13 protein-coding genes and 1 tRNA gene are annotated in these 17204 nt (G+C 61.4%); 2 read left to right on the forward strand and 12 right to left on the reverse strand.

Annotation, left to right across the window (positions count from 1 at the left end; genetic code table 11):
* Nucleotides 1–22 precede the first annotated feature (22 nt).
* The 8 genes from rpoB to secE all read right to left on the reverse strand — a co-directional run bounded on the left by rpoB (nt 23) and on the right by secE (nt 9086).
* The gene (rpoB, locus tag K3557_RS16950; protein WP_259989293.1) at nt 23–4156 is read right to left on the reverse strand and encodes a DNA-directed RNA polymerase subunit beta; all 4134 of its coding nucleotides are present in this window, start codon (nt 4154–4156) and stop codon (nt 23–25) included.
* Nucleotides 4157–4402: 246 nt separating this feature from the next.
* Nucleotides 4403–4774 (reverse strand): 50S ribosomal protein L7/L12, encoded by a 372-nt coding sequence (rplL, locus tag K3557_RS16955; protein ID WP_129372232.1) that lies wholly within the window; start codon nt 4772–4774, stop codon nt 4403–4405.
* A gap of 80 nt (nt 4775–4854) precedes the next feature.
* On the reverse strand, nt 4855–5373 hold the full coding sequence (gene rplJ, locus K3557_RS16960) for a 50S ribosomal protein L10 (protein ID WP_259989290.1): 519 nt from the start codon (nt 5371–5373) through the stop codon (nt 4855–4857).
* Between the two features lie 296 nt (nt 5374–5669).
* Nucleotides 5670–6731 carry a Hint domain-containing protein gene (locus tag K3557_RS16965; RefSeq protein WP_259995187.1) on the reverse strand — a complete coding sequence of 354 codons (1062 nt, stop codon included), beginning with the start codon at nt 6729–6731 and terminating at the stop codon, nt 5670–5672.
* 153 nt (nt 6732–6884) lie between these two features.
* Nucleotides 6885–7583, reverse strand: a complete 699-nt coding sequence (gene rplA / locus K3557_RS16970; RefSeq protein WP_259989286.1) for a 50S ribosomal protein L1 — start codon at nt 7581–7583, stop codon at nt 6885–6887.
* A gap of 1 nt (nt 7584) precedes the next feature.
* Nucleotides 7585–8010: a 50S ribosomal protein L11 gene (gene rplK, locus K3557_RS16975; RefSeq protein ID WP_129372235.1), complete on the reverse strand. Its 426-nt coding sequence runs from the start codon at nt 8008–8010 to the stop codon at nt 7585–7587.
* Between the two features lie 128 nt (nt 8011–8138).
* On the reverse strand, nt 8139–8672 hold the full coding sequence (gene nusG / locus K3557_RS16980) for a transcription termination/antitermination protein NusG (protein WP_129372236.1): 534 nt from the start codon (nt 8670–8672) through the stop codon (nt 8139–8141).
* Nucleotides 8673–8888: 216 nt separating this feature from the next.
* The gene (gene secE, locus K3557_RS16985) at nt 8889–9086 is read right to left on the reverse strand and encodes a preprotein translocase subunit SecE (RefSeq protein ID WP_027257327.1); all 198 of its coding nucleotides are present in this window, start codon (nt 9084–9086) and stop codon (nt 8889–8891) included.
* A 203-nt stretch (nt 9087–9289) separates the two neighbouring features.
* Between secE and K3557_RS16990 the strand changes: the two genes are divergently transcribed.
* Nucleotides 9290–11413, forward strand: coding sequence for a UDP-N-acetylglucosamine-peptide N-acetylglucosaminyltransferase (locus K3557_RS16990; RefSeq protein WP_259995189.1), 2124 nt, complete (start codon nt 9290–9292; stop codon nt 11411–11413).
* Nucleotides 11414–11491: 78 nt separating this feature from the next.
* On the opposite strand, the gene K3557_RS16995 is transcribed toward K3557_RS16990, so the two are convergent.
* A tRNA-Trp gene (locus K3557_RS16995) sits at nt 11492–11567 on the reverse strand.
* Nucleotides 11568–11743: 176 nt separating this feature from the next.
* Between K3557_RS16995 and K3557_RS17000 the strand changes: the two genes are divergently transcribed.
* Nucleotides 11744–12454, forward strand: coding sequence for a lysophospholipid acyltransferase family protein (locus tag K3557_RS17000; RefSeq protein ID WP_259995191.1), 711 nt, complete (start codon nt 11744–11746; stop codon nt 12452–12454).
* A gap of 160 nt (nt 12455–12614) precedes the next feature.
* Here K3557_RS17000 and tuf read toward each other — a convergent pair whose 3' ends face one another.
* The 3 genes from tuf to K3557_RS17015 all read right to left on the reverse strand — a co-directional run bounded on the left by tuf (nt 12615) and on the right by K3557_RS17015 (nt 16991).
* Entirely contained in the window at nt 12615–13790 is a 1176-nt protein-coding gene (gene tuf / locus K3557_RS17005) for an elongation factor Tu (protein ID WP_259989277.1), read from the reverse strand.
* A gap of 124 nt (nt 13791–13914) precedes the next feature.
* Nucleotides 13915–14514 carry a hypothetical protein gene (locus tag K3557_RS17010; protein WP_259989276.1) on the reverse strand — a complete coding sequence of 200 codons (600 nt, stop codon included), beginning with the start codon at nt 14512–14514 and terminating at the stop codon, nt 13915–13917.
* 128 nt (nt 14515–14642) lie between these two features.
* Entirely contained in the window at nt 14643–16991 is a 2349-nt protein-coding gene (locus K3557_RS17015) for a DNA topoisomerase IV subunit A (protein WP_259995193.1), read from the reverse strand.
* Nucleotides 16992–17204: the final 213 nt, after the last annotated feature.

A 17204-nucleotide genomic window follows, 5' to 3' on the forward strand; every position in this document is an offset into this window, starting at 1 on the left:
GAGGGGGTAAGGGCCGCAGCCCTTACTCTTCTTCCGCATCCAGGAGTTCCATGTTCAGGCCGAGGCCGCGGACTTCTTTCACCAGAACGTTGAACGATTCCGGTACGCCCGCTTCATAGTTGTCCTCGCCCTTGACGATCGACTCATAGACCTTGGTCCGGCCGGCGACGTCATCCGATTTCACGGTGAGCATCTCCTGCAGGGTGTAGGCGGCGCCGTAAGCTTCGAGAGCCCAGACTTCCATCTCACCAAAGCGCTGACCGCCGAACTGCGCCTTACCGCCCAGCGGCTGCTGGGTAACGAGGCTGTAGGGGCCGGTGGAACGCGCGTGGATCTTGTCGTCCACCAGGTGGTGCAGCTTGAGCAGGTACTTGATGCCAACGGTCACGGGACGCGCGAACTGCTCACCGGTGCGGCCGTCGAACAGGATCGACTGGCCGGACTGGTCAAAGCCCGCACGCACCAGGGCGTTGTTGACGTCGTCTTCCTTGGCGCCATCAAAGACCGGAGTCGCAATCGGCACACCGCGGGTCACATTGCCTGCGGCTTCCACCAGGGCGGCCTCGGTCATGCTGGCGATGCCTTCGTCATAGACGTCGTCGCCATAGGCGTGGTGCATCGCATCACGGACCGGGGTCAGATCGCCCGAACGGCGGTATTCCTGCAGCGCGTCGTCCACCTTGATGCCAAGACCGCGTGCGGCCCAGCCCATGTGGGTTTCAAGGATCTGACCGACGTTCATACGCGACGGAACGCCCAACGGGTTAAGACAGAAGTCGACCGGAGTACCGTCGGCGAGGAACGGCATGTCCTCCATCGGCACCACTTTCGAGATCACACCTTTGTTGCCGTGACGGCCGGCCATCTTGTCGCCCGGCTGCAGCTTGCGCTTCACGGCGATGAAGACTTTGACCATCTTCATCACACCCGGCGGCAGGTCGTCGCCACGGCGGACCTTCTCGACCTTGTCCTCGAAACGGGCATCCAGGGCGCGCTTTTGCGCCTCGTACTGCTCGTTCAAGGCCTCGACCACCTGGGCGTCCTTCTCGTCTTCCAGCGCCAGCATCCACCACTGACCGCGCGACAGCGTGTCCAGCAGATCTTCGGTGATTTCGGCACCCGGACGCACGCCTTTCGGACCTTTGACAGCAACTTTGCCCAGGATCATGCCGCGCAGGCGGGCATAGATGTTGCGGTCCAGGATCGCCAGCTCGTCGTCCCGGTCACGGGCCAGACGTTCGACTTCCTCACGCTCGATCTGCAGCGCACGCTCGTCTTTTTCAACGCCGTGGCGATTGAAGACGCGGACCTCGACAACAGTACCGTAGTCGCCCGGCTTCACGCGCAGCGAGGTGTCGCGCACGTCAGATGCTTTTTCGCCAAAGATGGCGCGCAGCAGCTTTTCTTCCGGGGTCATCGGGCTTTCGCCCTTGGGCGTGATCTTACCGACCAGAATATCGCCCGGTTCCACATCGGCACCGATGTAGACGATGCCCGCTTCGTCGAGGTTGCGCAGGGCTTCCTCGCCGACGTTGGGGATGTCGCGGGTGATTTCTTCCGGACCAAGCTTGGTGTCACGGGCGGCGACTTCGAATTCCTCGATGTGAACCGAGGTGAAGACGTCGTCACGCGCGATGCGCTCGGAGATCAGGATCGAGTCTTCGTAGTTGTAGCCGTTCCACGGCATGAACGCGACGACCACGTTTTTGCCCAAGGCCAGTTCGCCCATATCGGTCGACGGACCATCGGCGATGACTTCGCCCTTGGTCACAGTGTCGCCCACCTTCACCAGCGGACGCTGGTTGATACAGGTGTTCTGGTTCGAACGCTGGAACTTGCGCATGCGGTAGATGTCAACGCCCGCGTCGCCCAGCTCCAGATCGGAGGTGGCCCGGATCACGATACGCTGCGCATCGACCTGGTCGATGATGCCCGCACGCTTGGCCTGAATGGCCGCGCCGGAGTCGATCGCCACTTTTTCCTCGATACCGGTGCCGACCAGCGGCGCCTCGGCCCGCAGAAGCGGAACCGCCTGACGCTGCATGTTCGAGCCCATCAGAGCGCGGTTAGCATCGTCGTTTTCCAGGAACGGGATCAGCGAGGCCGCAACCGATACCAGCTGCTTCGGCGAGACGTCGATCAGGTCCACGCTTTCGCGCGGCGCCAGGGTGTAGTCGCCGGACTGGCGGGTAGAGACCAGGTCGTTGATGAACTTGCCATCTTCGTCCAGGGTCGCGTTCGCCTGCGCCACAGTGTGGCGCATTTCTTCGGTCGCGGACATGTAGTGAACTTCGTCAGTCACCTTCGCTTCGTTCACGACGCGGTAGGGTGTTTCAATGAAGCCGTATTTGTTCACACGGGCAAAGGTCGCCAGCGAGTTGATCAGACCGATGTTCGGGCCTTCCGGCGTTTCAATCGGGCACATCCGGCCATAGTGGGTCGGGTGAACGTCGCGCACCTCAAAGCCAGCACGCTCACGGGTCAGACCGCCAGGCCCAAGCGCCGAAAGGCGACGCTTGTGCGTCACTTCGGAGAGCGGGTTGGTCTGGTCCATGAACTGCGACAGCTGCGAGGAGCCGAAGAATTCACGCACCGCGGCCGCGGCGGGCTTGGCGTTGATCAGATCCTGCGGCATCACGGTGTCGATCTCGACCGAGGACATACGTTCCTTGATCGCGCGCTCCATCCGCAACAGGCCGACGCGGTACTGGTTTTCCATCAGCTCGCCGACAGACCGTACACGGCGATTGCCAAGGTGGTCGATGTCGTCGATATCGCCGCGGCCGTCCCGCAGGTCGACCAGCGCCTTGATACAGGCAACAATGTCTTCCTTGCGCAGGGTGCGCTGGGTGTCCTCGGCGTCCAGTGCCAGGCGCATGTTCATCTTCACGCGTCCAACTGCGGACAGGTCGTAACGCTCGCTATCGAAGAACAGGGTGTCGAACAGGGCCGACGCAGCCTCGACGGTGGGCGGCTCGCCCGGGCGCATCACACGGTAGATATCCATAAGCGCGGTGTCGCGGGACCGGTTCTTGTCCTGCGCCATAGTGTTGCGCATGTAGGGGCCGACGTTGACGTTGTCGATGTCCAGCACCGGAATGTCGGTGATGCCGGCATCCAGCAGACCTTTCAGCGAGCCGCCGATCAGTTCGCCGTCTTTGTCGTATTCCAGGGTCAGCTCATCACCGGCTTCGACATAGATCGCGCCGTTTTCTTCGTTGATGATGTCCTGGGAGACATATTTGCCGACGATATGCTCGAAGGGCACCAGAAGCTCGGTGATGGTGCCTTCTTCGATCATCTTCTTGACGGCGCGCGGGGTGACCTTCTTGCCGGCCTCGCAGATGATCTCGCCAGTGGCCGCATCAACCAGATCATAGGTCGGGCGGGTGCCGCGCACACGGTCGGGGAAGAACGGGGTAACCCAGCCGCGGGACTTTTCAAGCTTGAACTGGACGGTGTTGTAATAGGCGCTCATGATGGCGTCCTGGTCCAGGCCCAGGGCGTACAGCAGAGTAGTCACCGGCAGTTTGCGGCGGCGGTCGATACGGGCAAAGACGATGTCTTTGGCGTCGAATTCGAAATCCAGCCAGGAGCCGCGGTACGGGATGATGCGGCAGGCGAACAGCAGCTTGCCCGAGGAGTGGGTCTTGCCTTTGTCGTGATCAAAGAACACGCCCGGCGAACGGTGCATCTGGGACACGATCACACGCTCGGTGCCGTTGACGACAAAAGTGCCGTTCGGGGTCATCAGGGGCATGTCGCCCATGAAGACATCCTGTTCCTTGATGTCTTTTACCGACTTGGCGCCGGTATCTTCGTCCACATCAAAGACGATCAGGCGCAGGGTGACCTTCAGCGGCGCGCTGTAGGTCATGTCGCGCTGCATGCACTCTTCGACGTCGTATTTCGGCTTTTCAAACGCGTATTTGCCGAACTCCAGGACCGAGGTCTCGTTGAAGTCCTTGATCGGGAAAACCGATTGGAACACACCTTTGATGCCTTCGCCGTCCAGCGGCTCGGCTTCATCGCCAGAGCGCAGGAACAGGTCGTAGGAAGATTTCTGCACCTCAATGAGGTTCGGCATCTCCAGCACTTCGCGGATTTTGCCGTAGTATTTGCGTAGACGTTTCTGGCCAAGGAACGATTGAGCCATGTCAGATGTCACCTTTCGAGTTCTCACCGGTCAAGGATGCCGCCGGGCCCCGGCACCTTGCCCATACGAGACAGCGCGTTCGGATCAATTCATGGCCACCGTCCCGAAGGCAGCCTCCCGATCCTTTGAACTCCGCCTGAAAAAACGCCTCCTCAGAGGCCCTTTCTAAGACAGGTTCGGCTGGGCCCGGAAAACTCCGGACCCAGCCAAATTTCCGATGCATCAGAAATGCACCAGGAGCAGGGCTTAGGCCAGCTCGACTTCTGCGCCAGCTGCTTCCAGCTTGGCTTTGACGTCTTCGGCTTCGTCCTTGGACACGCCTTCTTTGATCTTGCCGCCGGCTTCGACCAGTTCTTTGGCTTCTTTCAGGCCCAGACCGGTCAGACCGCGGACTTCTTTGATCACGTTGATCTTGGAAGCGCCGGCGTTCTTCAGAACGACGTCGAATTCGGTCTTTTCTTCTTCAGCAGCTGCGCCGCCGTCGGCCGCAGCCATGACAACTGCGCCGCCAGCTGCGGGCTCGATGCCGTACTCATCCTTCAGGATGGTTTTCAGTTCTTGTGCTTCCAGCAGGGTCAGACCCACGATGCTTTCTGCGAGTGCTTTCAGATCAGCCATTGTATCAGCTCTTTCCGTTTACAGTATGTGTGTTCCAACGTGCAGGCTTTGCCCCACGCCAGTCATTCAGTGCCAACCGCTTACGCAGCTTCCGCCTTCTCTTCGATGGTCGAAAGGATGCTTGCGATGTTGCTTGCAGGTGCGCCAATTGCGCCGGCGATGTTGGAAGCGGGTGCGCCAATGCAGCTTGCGATCTGAGCAATAAGCTCGTCGCGGGACGGCATTTTCGACACGGCTTCGACGCCTGCGCGGTCCAGAGCATTCTCACCCATTGCGCCGCCGAGGATTTCAAACTTTTTGTTATCCTTGGCGAAACCCTCGGCCACTTTTGCAGCGGACACGGGGTCTTCGGAATAGGTCAGAACGGTCATCCCTGTCAGCAGGCCAGACATGTTTTCACACGGCTTTCCCTCGAGGGCGATTTTGGCGAGCCTGTTTTTGGCAACACGCACAGAGCTGTTCGCGTCGCTTGCACGCGCGCGCAGATCCTGCATCTCGGCAACTGTCAGACCGGCGTAGTGGGCAACCACTACGACGCCAGAGCTTTCGAAGATCTGGCCGAGTTCCTCGACCACTTTCTCTTTCTGGGCTCTATCCACAGTTCTCTCCAAGTTAGGGATGCTTGTGCACCCCGGCTCATATTTGCCGGTCCGTAAGGCCCGGCGTTCAGGTCCGTTTTACGGGATGAGCCAAATCCGCCCGAGGGAATGAAAACCCTCGATCTTCTTGGTCTGTACCCGTCTCAGGAGGGAGATTAAGGCCCGATCGAAAGGCCGCCCACCATCTTGGACGAAATGAAATAAAGCGCACGACGAATCGCACGCTTTATCTCGTAGCCGTAGTTAGTCGTATTTTACGGGATTTCCAAGGGGGAAACTGGCCGCGTCAGGCAAATTCACCGGGCCGCCAGGCAGACCTGCCCGCGATAGGATTCCAAGCAGCCCTTCAGCACACGCGCCTCGCCTGAGGTGAGCGTCATCGCTGCAGTCTTGCCGAACCGGCTGCTGTCCCGGCCAAGCGACGGAAACAGCGACAGCAGTTCACGGCGCTGCGCCCAATCCAGCGCAGCCACAGATCCTGGCGCCAGAAAGAAACTTTCGGTCAGCACGCCATTGGAGCGCACGATGTGATGCCGGTCGAACATGAAGTGGAAATAGCGGATTTTGGCCTGCTCACGGATCCCGACTCCTGGAAGCCCGCACAGATGCTTTGCAGCCACCAGGACATCTGACTGGCCGAACAGCATCTCGGCAACCGGCAATGCCACATGAACCCTGTGCTGCTGCGAAAGAACCAGCTCATCCGCATTTCCAATCGCCCCGGGCGCAAAGACCACAGGCGCAAAGCTGCCGTGGCCGCAGACCGATGCGGCCGCGACCCAGCGCACCGGCTGCAGACCGGCCTCTTTGGTCCAGACGCGCTGCCCCTTGGTGATATCCTCAACCGCCACCTGGCCATCTGCGGTATCAATCAGTGTCCCGGCCCCAAAACAGGTGACATAATCCGAATAGCGCGACGTGCCGGTGTTCTGGCCACCGGTCTTTACATAGGATTTCCCGGCCTCAAGCGGCAGGTCCGTCGAATAGCCCCAGACATTTGAGGTCTGGCCGCCCTGTGAAAAGACGTAGACCGTAATCTCCGGCCCGACAGGATTTCCGTTGCCGTCGAGCTCGCGCAACAGGATATGCGACTCGGATTCGACCTCGGCACCGTCCGCAACGATGCCGCCGCCATCGGTTATGACGTGATCAGATTCCCGGTCGTCATTGAACCTGTTCCGCCCGCCGCCGGTATCATTCAGCGTGACATTGGTTCCGGCGCCGCCGGAATAGGCGAAGACCGTCCCGTTGGGCGTGTCCGAATTATTGATGACCGCATTACCGACAATCGAGCCGTTTGAACTCGATGTGACAACCAGACTCGAACTGTCCTGAGCAAAGAAACTGCGAAGCGCCATAGGTTGCAATTATGAGCGCAGCCAAGCGGGCACAAGGGTAAATACCCGGTTAAGATGCGCCGCACGGTGATTTGAGCAACAGACCGCCGCCCGGCAAAAGAAAAGGCCCCGGGTGATGCACCCGGGGCCCGTATTCTGGCAATGCTGACCGGATTACTCGGTGACAGCGTTGTCCACGTCAACCGTGACGCCCGGACCCATGGTCGAGGTCAGGTTGATCTTTTTCATGTAAGCGCCCTTGGCGCCCGACGGACGGGCCTTGGCCACAGCCGAGATGAAGGCACGGACGTTCTCGACCAGCTTGGCTTCGTCAAACGAGGCTTTGCCGACGCCTGCGTGCACAACGCCGCCTTTTTCCGCCTTGAACTGGACTTCACCGCCCTTGGCTGCTTCGACGGCCGCTTTCACGTCCATGGTCACGGTGCCGACCTTCGGGTTCGGCATCAGGTTGCGCGGGCCGAGGATCTTACCCAGACGGCCAACAACGGGCATCATGTCCGGGGTTGCGATGCAACGGTCAAAGTCGATGCTGCCGCCCTGGATGGCTTCCATCAGGTCTTCGGCGCCGACGATGTCTGCACCAGCCGCGGTGGCTTCTTCTGCCTTGGGGCCGCGGGCGAACACTGCAACGCGCATGGCTTTGCCGGTGCCGTTCGGCAGGCCGACAACACCGCGGACCATCTGGTCCGCGTGGCGGGTGTCAACACCCAGGCTCATGGCGATTTCGACGGTTTCGTCGAATTTCGCAGTGGCGTTCGCCTTGATCAGGGACACAGCTTCTTCGACCGACAGGTTATCTTTGCCAGCCAGAGCTTCGCGCGCGGCGCGGGTACGTTTACCGAGCTTTGCCATCTTACTTCACCTCGATGCCCATGGAGCGGGCAGAGCCCAGGATGATCTGCATTGCCGCGTCGATGTCGTTGGCGTTCAGATCTTTCATCTTGGCTTCGGCGATTTCTTTCACCTGGGCCGCGGTCACGGTGCCGACGGTTTCACGCGACGGGGTTTTTGCACCCGACTTAACCTTGGCAGCCTTCTTCAGGTAGTAAGACGCGGGCGGCGTCTTGATGTCCATGGTGAAGGACTTGTCCTGATAGTAGGTGATCACGGTCGGGCACGGCGCGCCGGGCTCCATGTCTGCGGTCTTGGCGTTGAACGCCTTGCAGAATTCCATGATGTTGATGCCGCGCTGACCCAGCGCCGGACCAACCGGCGGGCTTGGGTTTGCCTGACCGGCTTTAACTTGCAGCTTCATCGTGCCGACGAGCTTCTTGGCCATTGGCCTTCTCCTTTTCCAACACCCTCTGGACGCGTCCTTCGGGTTTCTTTGCTGTGTGGTCCGGCCTTGGCACCGCGGTGCCGCCGCCTCCCACGCTCGGGGTGCCGGCCAAAACGGCCGGCGTCACATCAGATCTGTTTGGTGACCTGAGTGAAATCCAATTCGACCGGGGTTTCCCGGCCAAAGATCGAAACGGTGACTTTCAGCTTCTGGCTGTCCTCGTCGACCTCTTCGACCATGCCGTCGAAATCTTCGAACGGGCCGTCGTTGACCTTGACCTTCTCGCCGATCTCAAAATGGATCAGCGTGCGCGGCGCCTCGACGCCTTCCTCGACGCGGCCCAGGATGCCCTGCACCTCGGCGTCGCGCATCGGCATCGGGCGGCCCTGCGGGCCCAGGAAGCCAGTCACGCGGTTGATCGAGGAGATCAGATGATAACCGCGGTCGGACATCTCCATATGCACCAGCACGTAGCCAGGCATGAACCGGCGCTCGGTCGAGACTTTCTTGCCGCGGCGGATCTCAATCACCTCTTCGGTGGGGACCAGCACTTCGTCGATCTCGTCCTCAAGGCCCTGTTCAGCGACCGAGGTGCGGATTTGCTCTGCGATTTTCTTTTCGAAATTCGAAAGAACGCTGACCGAATACCACCGTTTCGCCATGAACCGTCGTCCTTGTTTTGCCAGGCGGGCCATTGCCGCGCCGCCGCTTTTTCATCCCGATGCAGCCCGTAAGCTGCGCTCTCCAACTAAAAGCGGCGTGCAAACCGAATCGCCGCACGCCCGCCTCAATAGTTACGGCTCACCTACCGTCCATTGCCGCCAAGATCAAGGGCGGCACAGCAACACGGGCTTGGAAGCCAGCAAACTGCCGCAGGCTTAGCCGAACATCCCCAGAAGACCCTGCAGGCCATAGCGGATCAGCAGGTCGACCAGTGCAAAGAACACCGCCGTAAGCGCCGCCATGATAAACACCATGACCGTGGTCAGCAGCACCTCGCGCCGGGTCGGCCAAACGACCTTGGACACTTCGGCACGGACTTGCTGAATGAACTGAACTGGATTGATAGTCGCCATACTGGGGGTGTCTCTCTGCTAGCAGTGGTCGCGATTTAACGCCTGCTGCCGGTAAATTCAAGCCCTGCTCCGGCGGCAGGGCAGCTTGGGCCGCCCAGTCAATCCAATTTTAATCCACTTGCTGCAAAACTGTCCCAAGCAGCCCCGGCGCCATGTGCGCGCCGTGCAGGCATACCCCGCGTTTATTGATGAGATTGGATGCCATGACACCAGCATATTCCTTATCCCAGGCCGAACAGCTTGAACGTGATTCCAAACTTGAGGATGCCGTGCTTGCCTATTCCGGCATCCTGGCACGCAACCCGAAGAACACCCGCGCCCTGCAAGCGCTGGACTCCCTGCGCGGCCGCCTGCGCGAACAGCGCGAGCCCTCGCCGGACACCAAAGCGGAACTGGAGACAGCGCTTGCCGCCGGCCGCCACTTTGATGCGGCTGACAGCTGCGGCGCCTTGCTCAAGACGTTCCGCGATTCGCATTTCCTGTGGGATTTCCTGGGCCGCTGCCATCTGGCGGCAGGCCATTTGGACAATGCCGCAACCTGCCTGAACAAGGCCTGCGGGCTGGACCCCCAAGAAGCGGGCACCTATGCCGCGATGGGCCGCGTCCATATGGCCCGCGGGCAGCATGACAACGCCATGGCCCTGTACCAGAAGGCCCTGAAGCTGGATGCCGAATGCCTGCCCGCCCTGCGCAGCATGGCCGAGGCCCTGCCGCTGGAGGGCCGCAGCATCGAGGCCGCCGGCGTTCTGCGCCAGGCGGTTTCCCTTGCCCCTGAAGATGCCTCACTGCATTTCACTTTGGCCGGCCTGCTGCAGAAGCTGGGCGCCACGGCTGAGGCCAAAGAGCATTACACCCGAGCCGCCAGCCTGGATCCGCAGCTGACCGAGGCGCACTTCCAGCTTGGCCTGCAGCTTAAGGCCGAGGGCCGGTTTGCGGATGCCCTGCCCTGTTTTGACAGAATTCTGCAGGTTTTCCCATCCGACGACCGCAGCCGCACCCAGCGGCTGCATGTTCTGGCGGAGCTCAATGACTGGCGGTGGGTGCAGGAATATGCGGACTGCCGGCGCCTGCTGGGTTTGCGCGGCAGCGGCTGCGATCCAAGCGTGCTGATGCTGATGGAAGACAACCCGGATCTGCTGCGGGCACGTGCCCAGGCTTATGCCGGCGACGCATTTCCGGTGATAGAGCCGCAAACGGCGCCACCCGTCCGGCAGCGTCCCGCCCGGCTGCGGATAGGATACTTTTTTGCCGGCAGTGATGGAGACGCAGTTGCAATCCGGCACGCGGCAATGCTGGCAGCCCACGATAGCACCCGGTTTGAAATCCACGCCTATGCCACCGGCTCCGGGCTTTCGGCAAAGACCGCTGCCGAACTGAGCCAAACCGTCTCCTGCTTCAGGCAATTGGGCGGAACAGCCGGACAAGAAGCGGCCGTCGCAGTCAAAGCAGACCGTCTGGACATTGCCGTGGATGTCTCAGGCTATACAAACGGCAGCCTGAACCACTTGCTTTCCGGCAGGCTGGCTCCGCTGCACATTGCATGGCCAGGCTACCCCGGCACCATGGGCACCGCCGCCTTCGACTACCTGATCGGCGATCACACCGTGTGCCCGCCCGGCAGCGAACGGTATCACAACGAACACCTGCTGCGCCTGCCGGCAAGCCATCTGGCTGTGACGCCTGCGCCGGCCGCAGCGGCGGACAGCCCGGACCGGGCCGGCTGCGGCCTGCCGGAGACTGGGTTTGTATTCTGCAACTTTGCCGCAGGCAGCCGGATCACCCCGTCAGAATTCAACATCTGGATGCGGCTGCTGAGCGGGGCCAAGGACAGCGTTCTGTGGCTGCAGGATAACGGCGCGCATGCAGTGTCCAACCTGCGCCGGGCTGCGGCAGCGCGCGGCGTAGATCCGGACCGGCTCATCTTTGCACCGCCTGCCCCGCCGGCGGAACACCAGGCCCGCCTGCCGCTGGCAGATTTGTTTCTGGACACCTTCACTGTGAATTCCCGCAGCGCCGCCCAGTCAGCCTTGGCTGCCAGGCTGCCGGTGCTCACCTCGCCGGGACAGCAATTCGCCGCCCGCACTGTCGCAAGCCTGCTGCAGGCCGCCGGGCTGCCGGAACTGATCGCCGCCAGTACAGAAGACTACGAGGCGAAGGCTGCGGGCCTGGCGCAGGATCCGGAGGCCGGCAAGGCATTGAAACACCGCCTCCAGCATGCAGTTTTGCCGGACCCGGCACGCCTGGCACGGCAGGCCGAACAGGCCTATGAAGCGGCCTATGACCGGTATTTGCAAGGAGCCGCCCCAGAGCACCTGCCGCTGGCCTGACCATAGCAATGGCGCCCGCAGCCCAAGCGGGCGGCTTTCCCGAAGGCATTTCACTGTGCTTCTGGTGATCCGGTGAACTGGCAGGGGCATCAGGGTTCGAACCCGAGACCTACGGTTTTGGAGACCGTCGCTCTACCAACTGAGCTATACCCCTGCGGTGCGGCATTTCCTAAGGCAGACGTGTTGCGCTGGCAAGAGGAAAAACGGGCTTTCTGCGTACAGGCCTGCGGTTTGGCCGCTGCAGGCTTTGCCATGGCGCAGCCAAGCAGTTAGACAGAGCAGATAACTGCGCCCCTGCGCCGGGACGCCCGAAAATACGAGCCGCCTACCGTGAGTCTGAGAAAGAAAATCGCCGACAGCCCCGGCGTCAACCGCGCCGTCGAGGGGCTGCTTGCCGCCTATGTGCGATTCGCCTTCCGCAGCTCGCGCTGGAGCCGCAGCGGTTTTGAAGACATGGACACCTGCGTGCGCCGTGGCGAACCGGTGATCTTTGTGCTGTGGCACCAGCGGCTGATTATGGCGCCTTATCTGTTTGACACATCGCTGGGCCGCATCTGCGCCCTGACTTCCTCGGCCCGCGCCGGGCGGCTGGCCGGGCAAATCCTGGTCAGGCTTGGGTTTGAGACCATTCCGATGTCCAGCCACAAACGCCATGTGGCGCTTTCGCGCGAAGTGTTGCGCCGCACCAGGGACGGCTGCTCAATCGGGATTGCCGCCGACGGGCCGCGCGGCCCGGCGCGCATATCCTCAACCGTCCCTGTTGTCTGGGCCCGGATGACCGGCTGCCGGGTGTTCACGGTCGCATTCGCCGGGAAAAAAGTAGTTGAGCTGCCGACTTGGGACCGGCAAATGCTGCCTCTGCCATTTTCGCGGGGTGTGCTGATGTGCCAGGAGTGGACAGATGAAGTTCCGAAAAAACCGACTGATGCCGAGGCCGAAAGCTTGCGATTAAGCTTGGAAGCCTCGCTGGAGGCCATCACCGCTGCGGCAGACAGCGCCGCTGGACGGATTAGCAAGCGCCCGCAGTCCCGGACCACCTGAGCACAGTTCCCTGCAAGGGAAGCGGCCCGGAAACCGCGCCGGTTTCCGGATGCCGCAACGCAAAAAGGGCCGCTCGATTGAGCGGCCCTTTCGCAGAACAATCCTGTGTGGCTCTCGGCGATTTTCTAGCGAAAACCGCCTGCCGCCACTGTTTCCAAAATTACTCGGTAATTTTGGAAACGACGCCAGCGCCGACGGTGCGGCCGCCTTCGCGGATGGCGAAGCGCAGGCCGTTTTCCATCGCGATCGGCGCGATCAGCTCAACGTCGAACTTCAGGTTGTCGCCCGGCATGACCATCTCGGTGCCCTCAGGCAGGGTCACGGTGCCGGTCACGTCGGTGGTGCGGAAGTAGAACTGCGGACGGTAGTTCGCAAAGAACGGCGTGTGACGGCCGCCTTCTTCCTTGGTCAGGATGTAGGCCTCGGCTTCGAACTTGGTGTGCGGGTTCACCGATTTCGGTGCGCACAGAACCTGGCCGCGCTCAACACCGTCACGGTCGATACCGCGCAGCAGGGCGCCGATGTTGTCGCCGGCTTCACCGCGGTCCAGCAGCTTGCGGAACATTTCCACACCGGTGCAGGTGGTGGTCTTGGTGTCGCGGATACCAACGATTTCGATCGAGTCGCCAACGTTGATCACACCGCGCTCAACCCGGCCGGTCACAACGGTGCCGCGGCCCGAGATCGAGAACACATCTTCAACCGGCATCAGGAACGGCTGGTCAACAGCACGCGCCGGGGTCGGGATGTAGTCATCCACAGCGGCCATCAGCTCGCGGATTTTTTCTTCGCCGATTTCCGGCTTGTTGCCTTCCATAGCGGCCAGAGCCGAACCCGCGATGATCGGGATATCGTCGCCCGGGTAGTCGTAGGAGGACAGCAGCTCGCGGATTTCCATCTCGACCAGCTCAAGCAGTTCTTCGTCGTCGACTTGGTCAACTTTGTTCATGAAGACAACCATGTGCGGGATGCCGACCTGGCGGCCCAGCAGGATGTGCTCGCGGGTCTGCGGCATCGGGCCGTCAGCAGCGTTCACAACCAGGATCGCGCCGTCCATCTGCGCCGCACCGGTGATCATGTTTTTCACATAGTCAGCGTGGCCGGGGCAGTCGACGTGGGCGTAGTGGCGGCCTTCGGTCTCATACTCGACGTGGGCGGTCGAGATGGTGATGCCGCGGGCTTTTTCTTCCGGTGCGCCGTCGATCTGGTCGTAGGCTTTGAAGTCACCGAAGTATTTGGTGATTGCTGCGGTCAGCGTGGTTTTGCCGTGGTCAACGTGGCCGATGGTGCCGATGTTGACGTGCGGTTTTGTACGCTCAAACTTTTCCTTAGCCATTCCTTAGGCGCCCTTTTGAAACAGGGGTCATGCATTGACCCGGTTACTTCTGCGCGGGCGGATTATTTGGTTTGAGCGGAAAAATCAACCCGTTCCTGCTTGACGAAGGCGGAATTCGCAAGGCTCAGCCGGCTGGCGCAGGCGCGGCGGCATCCGCAGCAGCTCCGCTTTCGGAACCTGCCGCCGGGCGTGGTGCAAACCAGCCCTCGTCCTCGTGCTGTTTAGCCATCCATTCTTCGACCTTGTCGGCAATATTGACCGCCAGGCCCTGAATTTGCTGCTCTTTGGTGCGGGCATGGCCGGATCCCAGCAACGCGCTTTCGCCGGTGGTGCTTTCAAAGATCTCCATCTGGTGCTTCTTGGCCAGGAATTTCTTTGCCGCAACGTCATAGACAAAGACATTCACCACCACCGCGCTTTTGGGGGAGAACAGCACCGGCACGCCGGGCGGTGCCAGCATGAAACCCTCCAGCGTAACCGCCACATCATACTCCTGCGCGCCCTGATAGCGGCGCAGGCGGGTTTCCAGCGCGTTCTTCATCGCCGCATCCCATTCGCTGTGTTCCGCATTGCGGGACAACGGCCATTGCAGCGCTTTTTCGGTGTAGACATGCGTTACCCGTGCCTGAAAAGCCCCAAGGTCCTCGGGCGCTTCGTCCAACCGGGTTTCACCGCAGGACGCGAGCAAGGCCAGCGTGGCCAGAATGGAAAGAAAGCGGATCATGGAGCCCCCCAAGGAAATTCGACACCGCCCAGATAGCCGGGCACGGCACAGCGGGTAAAGGGGTGGAAACAGCTGCCCCCCGCGCGGGTGGCGCGGGGGGCACAGGCAGGCAGCAGGTTTCAGCCGCCTTATTTGAACTTGTAGTCACGCGGGAAGCCATGCGGCGGGCGTTTGCCAACGCCGGCCCGCTTGCCCAGCCACTGGCCAAGGTCTGTTTCGTGGCGGGTCTTGCCACCGCCCATTTCCCATTTGAGCCCATCATCCCAATTGAAGGTCGTGATGTCGCTGAGACCGCCGTCCAGTTCCAGCGAACCCTGCTTGCCGCGGGCCATGTTGTATTTCTGCAGGCGCACGCCCTTGCCGCGGGTGAGCTCCGGCATTTCCTCGACCGCGAAGACCAGGAACTTGCCGTTTTCCGAGACAATGGCGACGTGATCGCCTTCGACCGGGATACAGATCTTGGCGTGGTCGTCGTCCTTGACGTTCAGCACCTGCTTGCCGCTGCGGGTCTGCGCGACGATTTCCTTCTCCGCGCAGATAAAGCCGTTGCCCGCGTCGGATGCAACAAGAAGCCGGCCTTCGGGATTGTGGATCAGCAGGTCGACGATCTCTGCCTCGTTGGGCAGGTCGACCATCAGACGCAGCGGTTCGCCCATGCCGCGGCCGCCGGGGAGATTCGCCGCCGACAGGGTGTAGAAACGGCCGTTGGAGCCGAACACCAGCAGCCGGTCGGTGGTTTCCGCATGGAAGACAAAGCGCGGGCCGTCGCCGTCCTTGAACTTCAATTCGCGGCCCAGGTCGATATGGCCGGTCATTGCCCGGATCCAGCCCATCTGGCTGCAGACAACGGTGATCGGCTCGCGGTCGATCATCGCTTCCAGCGGAACGTCCTCGACCTCGCCGGCCTCGGCAAAGCGGGTGCGGCGGGCGCCGCCGGCGTAGTCTTTGCCGAACTGCTTTTTGGTTTCCTTCAGCTGTTCTGAGATCCGGCTCCACTGCAGCTCTTCGGAACCCAGAAGCTCAACCAGCCCGGCCCGTTCCGCACGCAGGGCGTCGCGCTCGCGGGTCAGCTCGATCTCTTCCAGCTTGCGCAATGACCGCAGGCGCATGTTGAGGATGGCCTCGGCCTGGACCTCAGTCAGCTCGCCCACGCCCTGAGCCGGGGTAATATAGTCCGCCTCGGTGAAAGCGCGGGGGTGGTCGCGGCTCCAGTCCTCGCGGATCAGGGCGGCCTTGGGGTCGTCATCATAACGGATGATGTCAATCACCCGGTCAAGGTTCAGGAAGGCGATGATAAAGCCTTCCAGCACTTCCAGCCGGTGGTCGATTTTCTCCATCCGGTGCTGCGAGCGGCGCTGCAGCACGTCGCGGCGATGGTCGAGGAAGGCGCGCAGCACCTCCTTCATCGAGCAGACCTTGGGGGTCACACCGTCGATCAGCACATTCATGTTCAGGCTGAAACGGGTTTCCAGATCCGAGTTGCGGAACATCATGTTCATCAGAACCTCGGGGTCCACGTTTTTGGACTTAGGTTCGAGAATGATGCGGATGTCTTCCGCTGATTCGTCGCGCACATCGGCGAGGATCGGCACCTTCTTGGTCTGGATCAGCTCGGCGATCTTTTCGATCAGCTTGGATTTTTGGACCTGATAGGGGATCTCGGTGACGACGATCTGCCACTGGCCGCGGCCCAGGTCCTCGACCTCGTGGGTGCAGCGCAGGCGGAAGGAGCCGCGCCCGGTGCTGTAGGCCTTGGCGATGTTTTCCTTGGGCTCGACAATGACGCCGCCGGTGGGGAAATCCGGGCCAGGCACGTAGTTCAGCAGGGTGTCGTCGCGGGCGTCCGGGATTTTGATCAGATGCAGGCAGGCGTCGATCAGTTCGGCGATGTTATGCGGCGGGATGTTGGTCGCCATGCCCACCGCGATGCCGGCCGCGCCATTGGCGAGGATGTTCGGGAAGGTCGCGGGCAGCACTGCCGGTTCGGTCAGGCGGCCGTCATAGTTGTCGCGGAAATCGACCGAATCCTCATTCAGGCCTTCCAGCATCGCCTCGGCGACAAAAGTCATCCTTGCCTCGGTGTAGCGGGAGGCCGCCGGGTTGTCGCCGTCGATGTTGCCGAAGTTGCCTTGGCCGTCGACCAGCGGGTAGCGGACGTTGAAATCCTGCGCCAGACGCGCCATCGCGTCATAGATCGCGGCGTCGCCGTGGGGGTGGAAGTCGCCCATGGTGTCGCCGGAAATCTTGGCGGACTTCAAAAAGCCGCCGGTGGAGCTGAGCCGCAGGCGGTTCATCGCATAAAGGATCCGCCGGTGCACCGGCTTCAGCCCGTCACGCGCATCGGGCAGTGCGCGGTGCATGATAGTGCTGAGCGCATAGGTCAGATAGCGCTCGCCAATGGCGCGGCGCAGCGGTTCCAGGATTTCGCCTTGTTCGGGGGCGGGCGGCATGTCGGGGTCTTCTACCAGATCGGTCATGAATCGGTGATACTGCCGCCGCCGGAATTGGTAAAGCGGGCGCGCGCGAAATTCGCACACCGCTGCACAGTTCGGGGGCAGTTCGGGGGAGAAGACACCTGACTCTCCCCTGTTTCCTGCGCCTTAACTTGCACTATTTAGATTGGAACCAGGCAGCCGCGCCGCGCGTTTGTTTCTGAATGCATGCAATGAGAGTGCAGCTGCCGTCTGTTG

The sequence above is a fragment of the Leisingera sp. M523 genome, assembly GCF_025141335.1.
Classification (GTDB): Bacteria; Pseudomonadota; Alphaproteobacteria; order Rhodobacterales; family Rhodobacteraceae; genus Leisingera.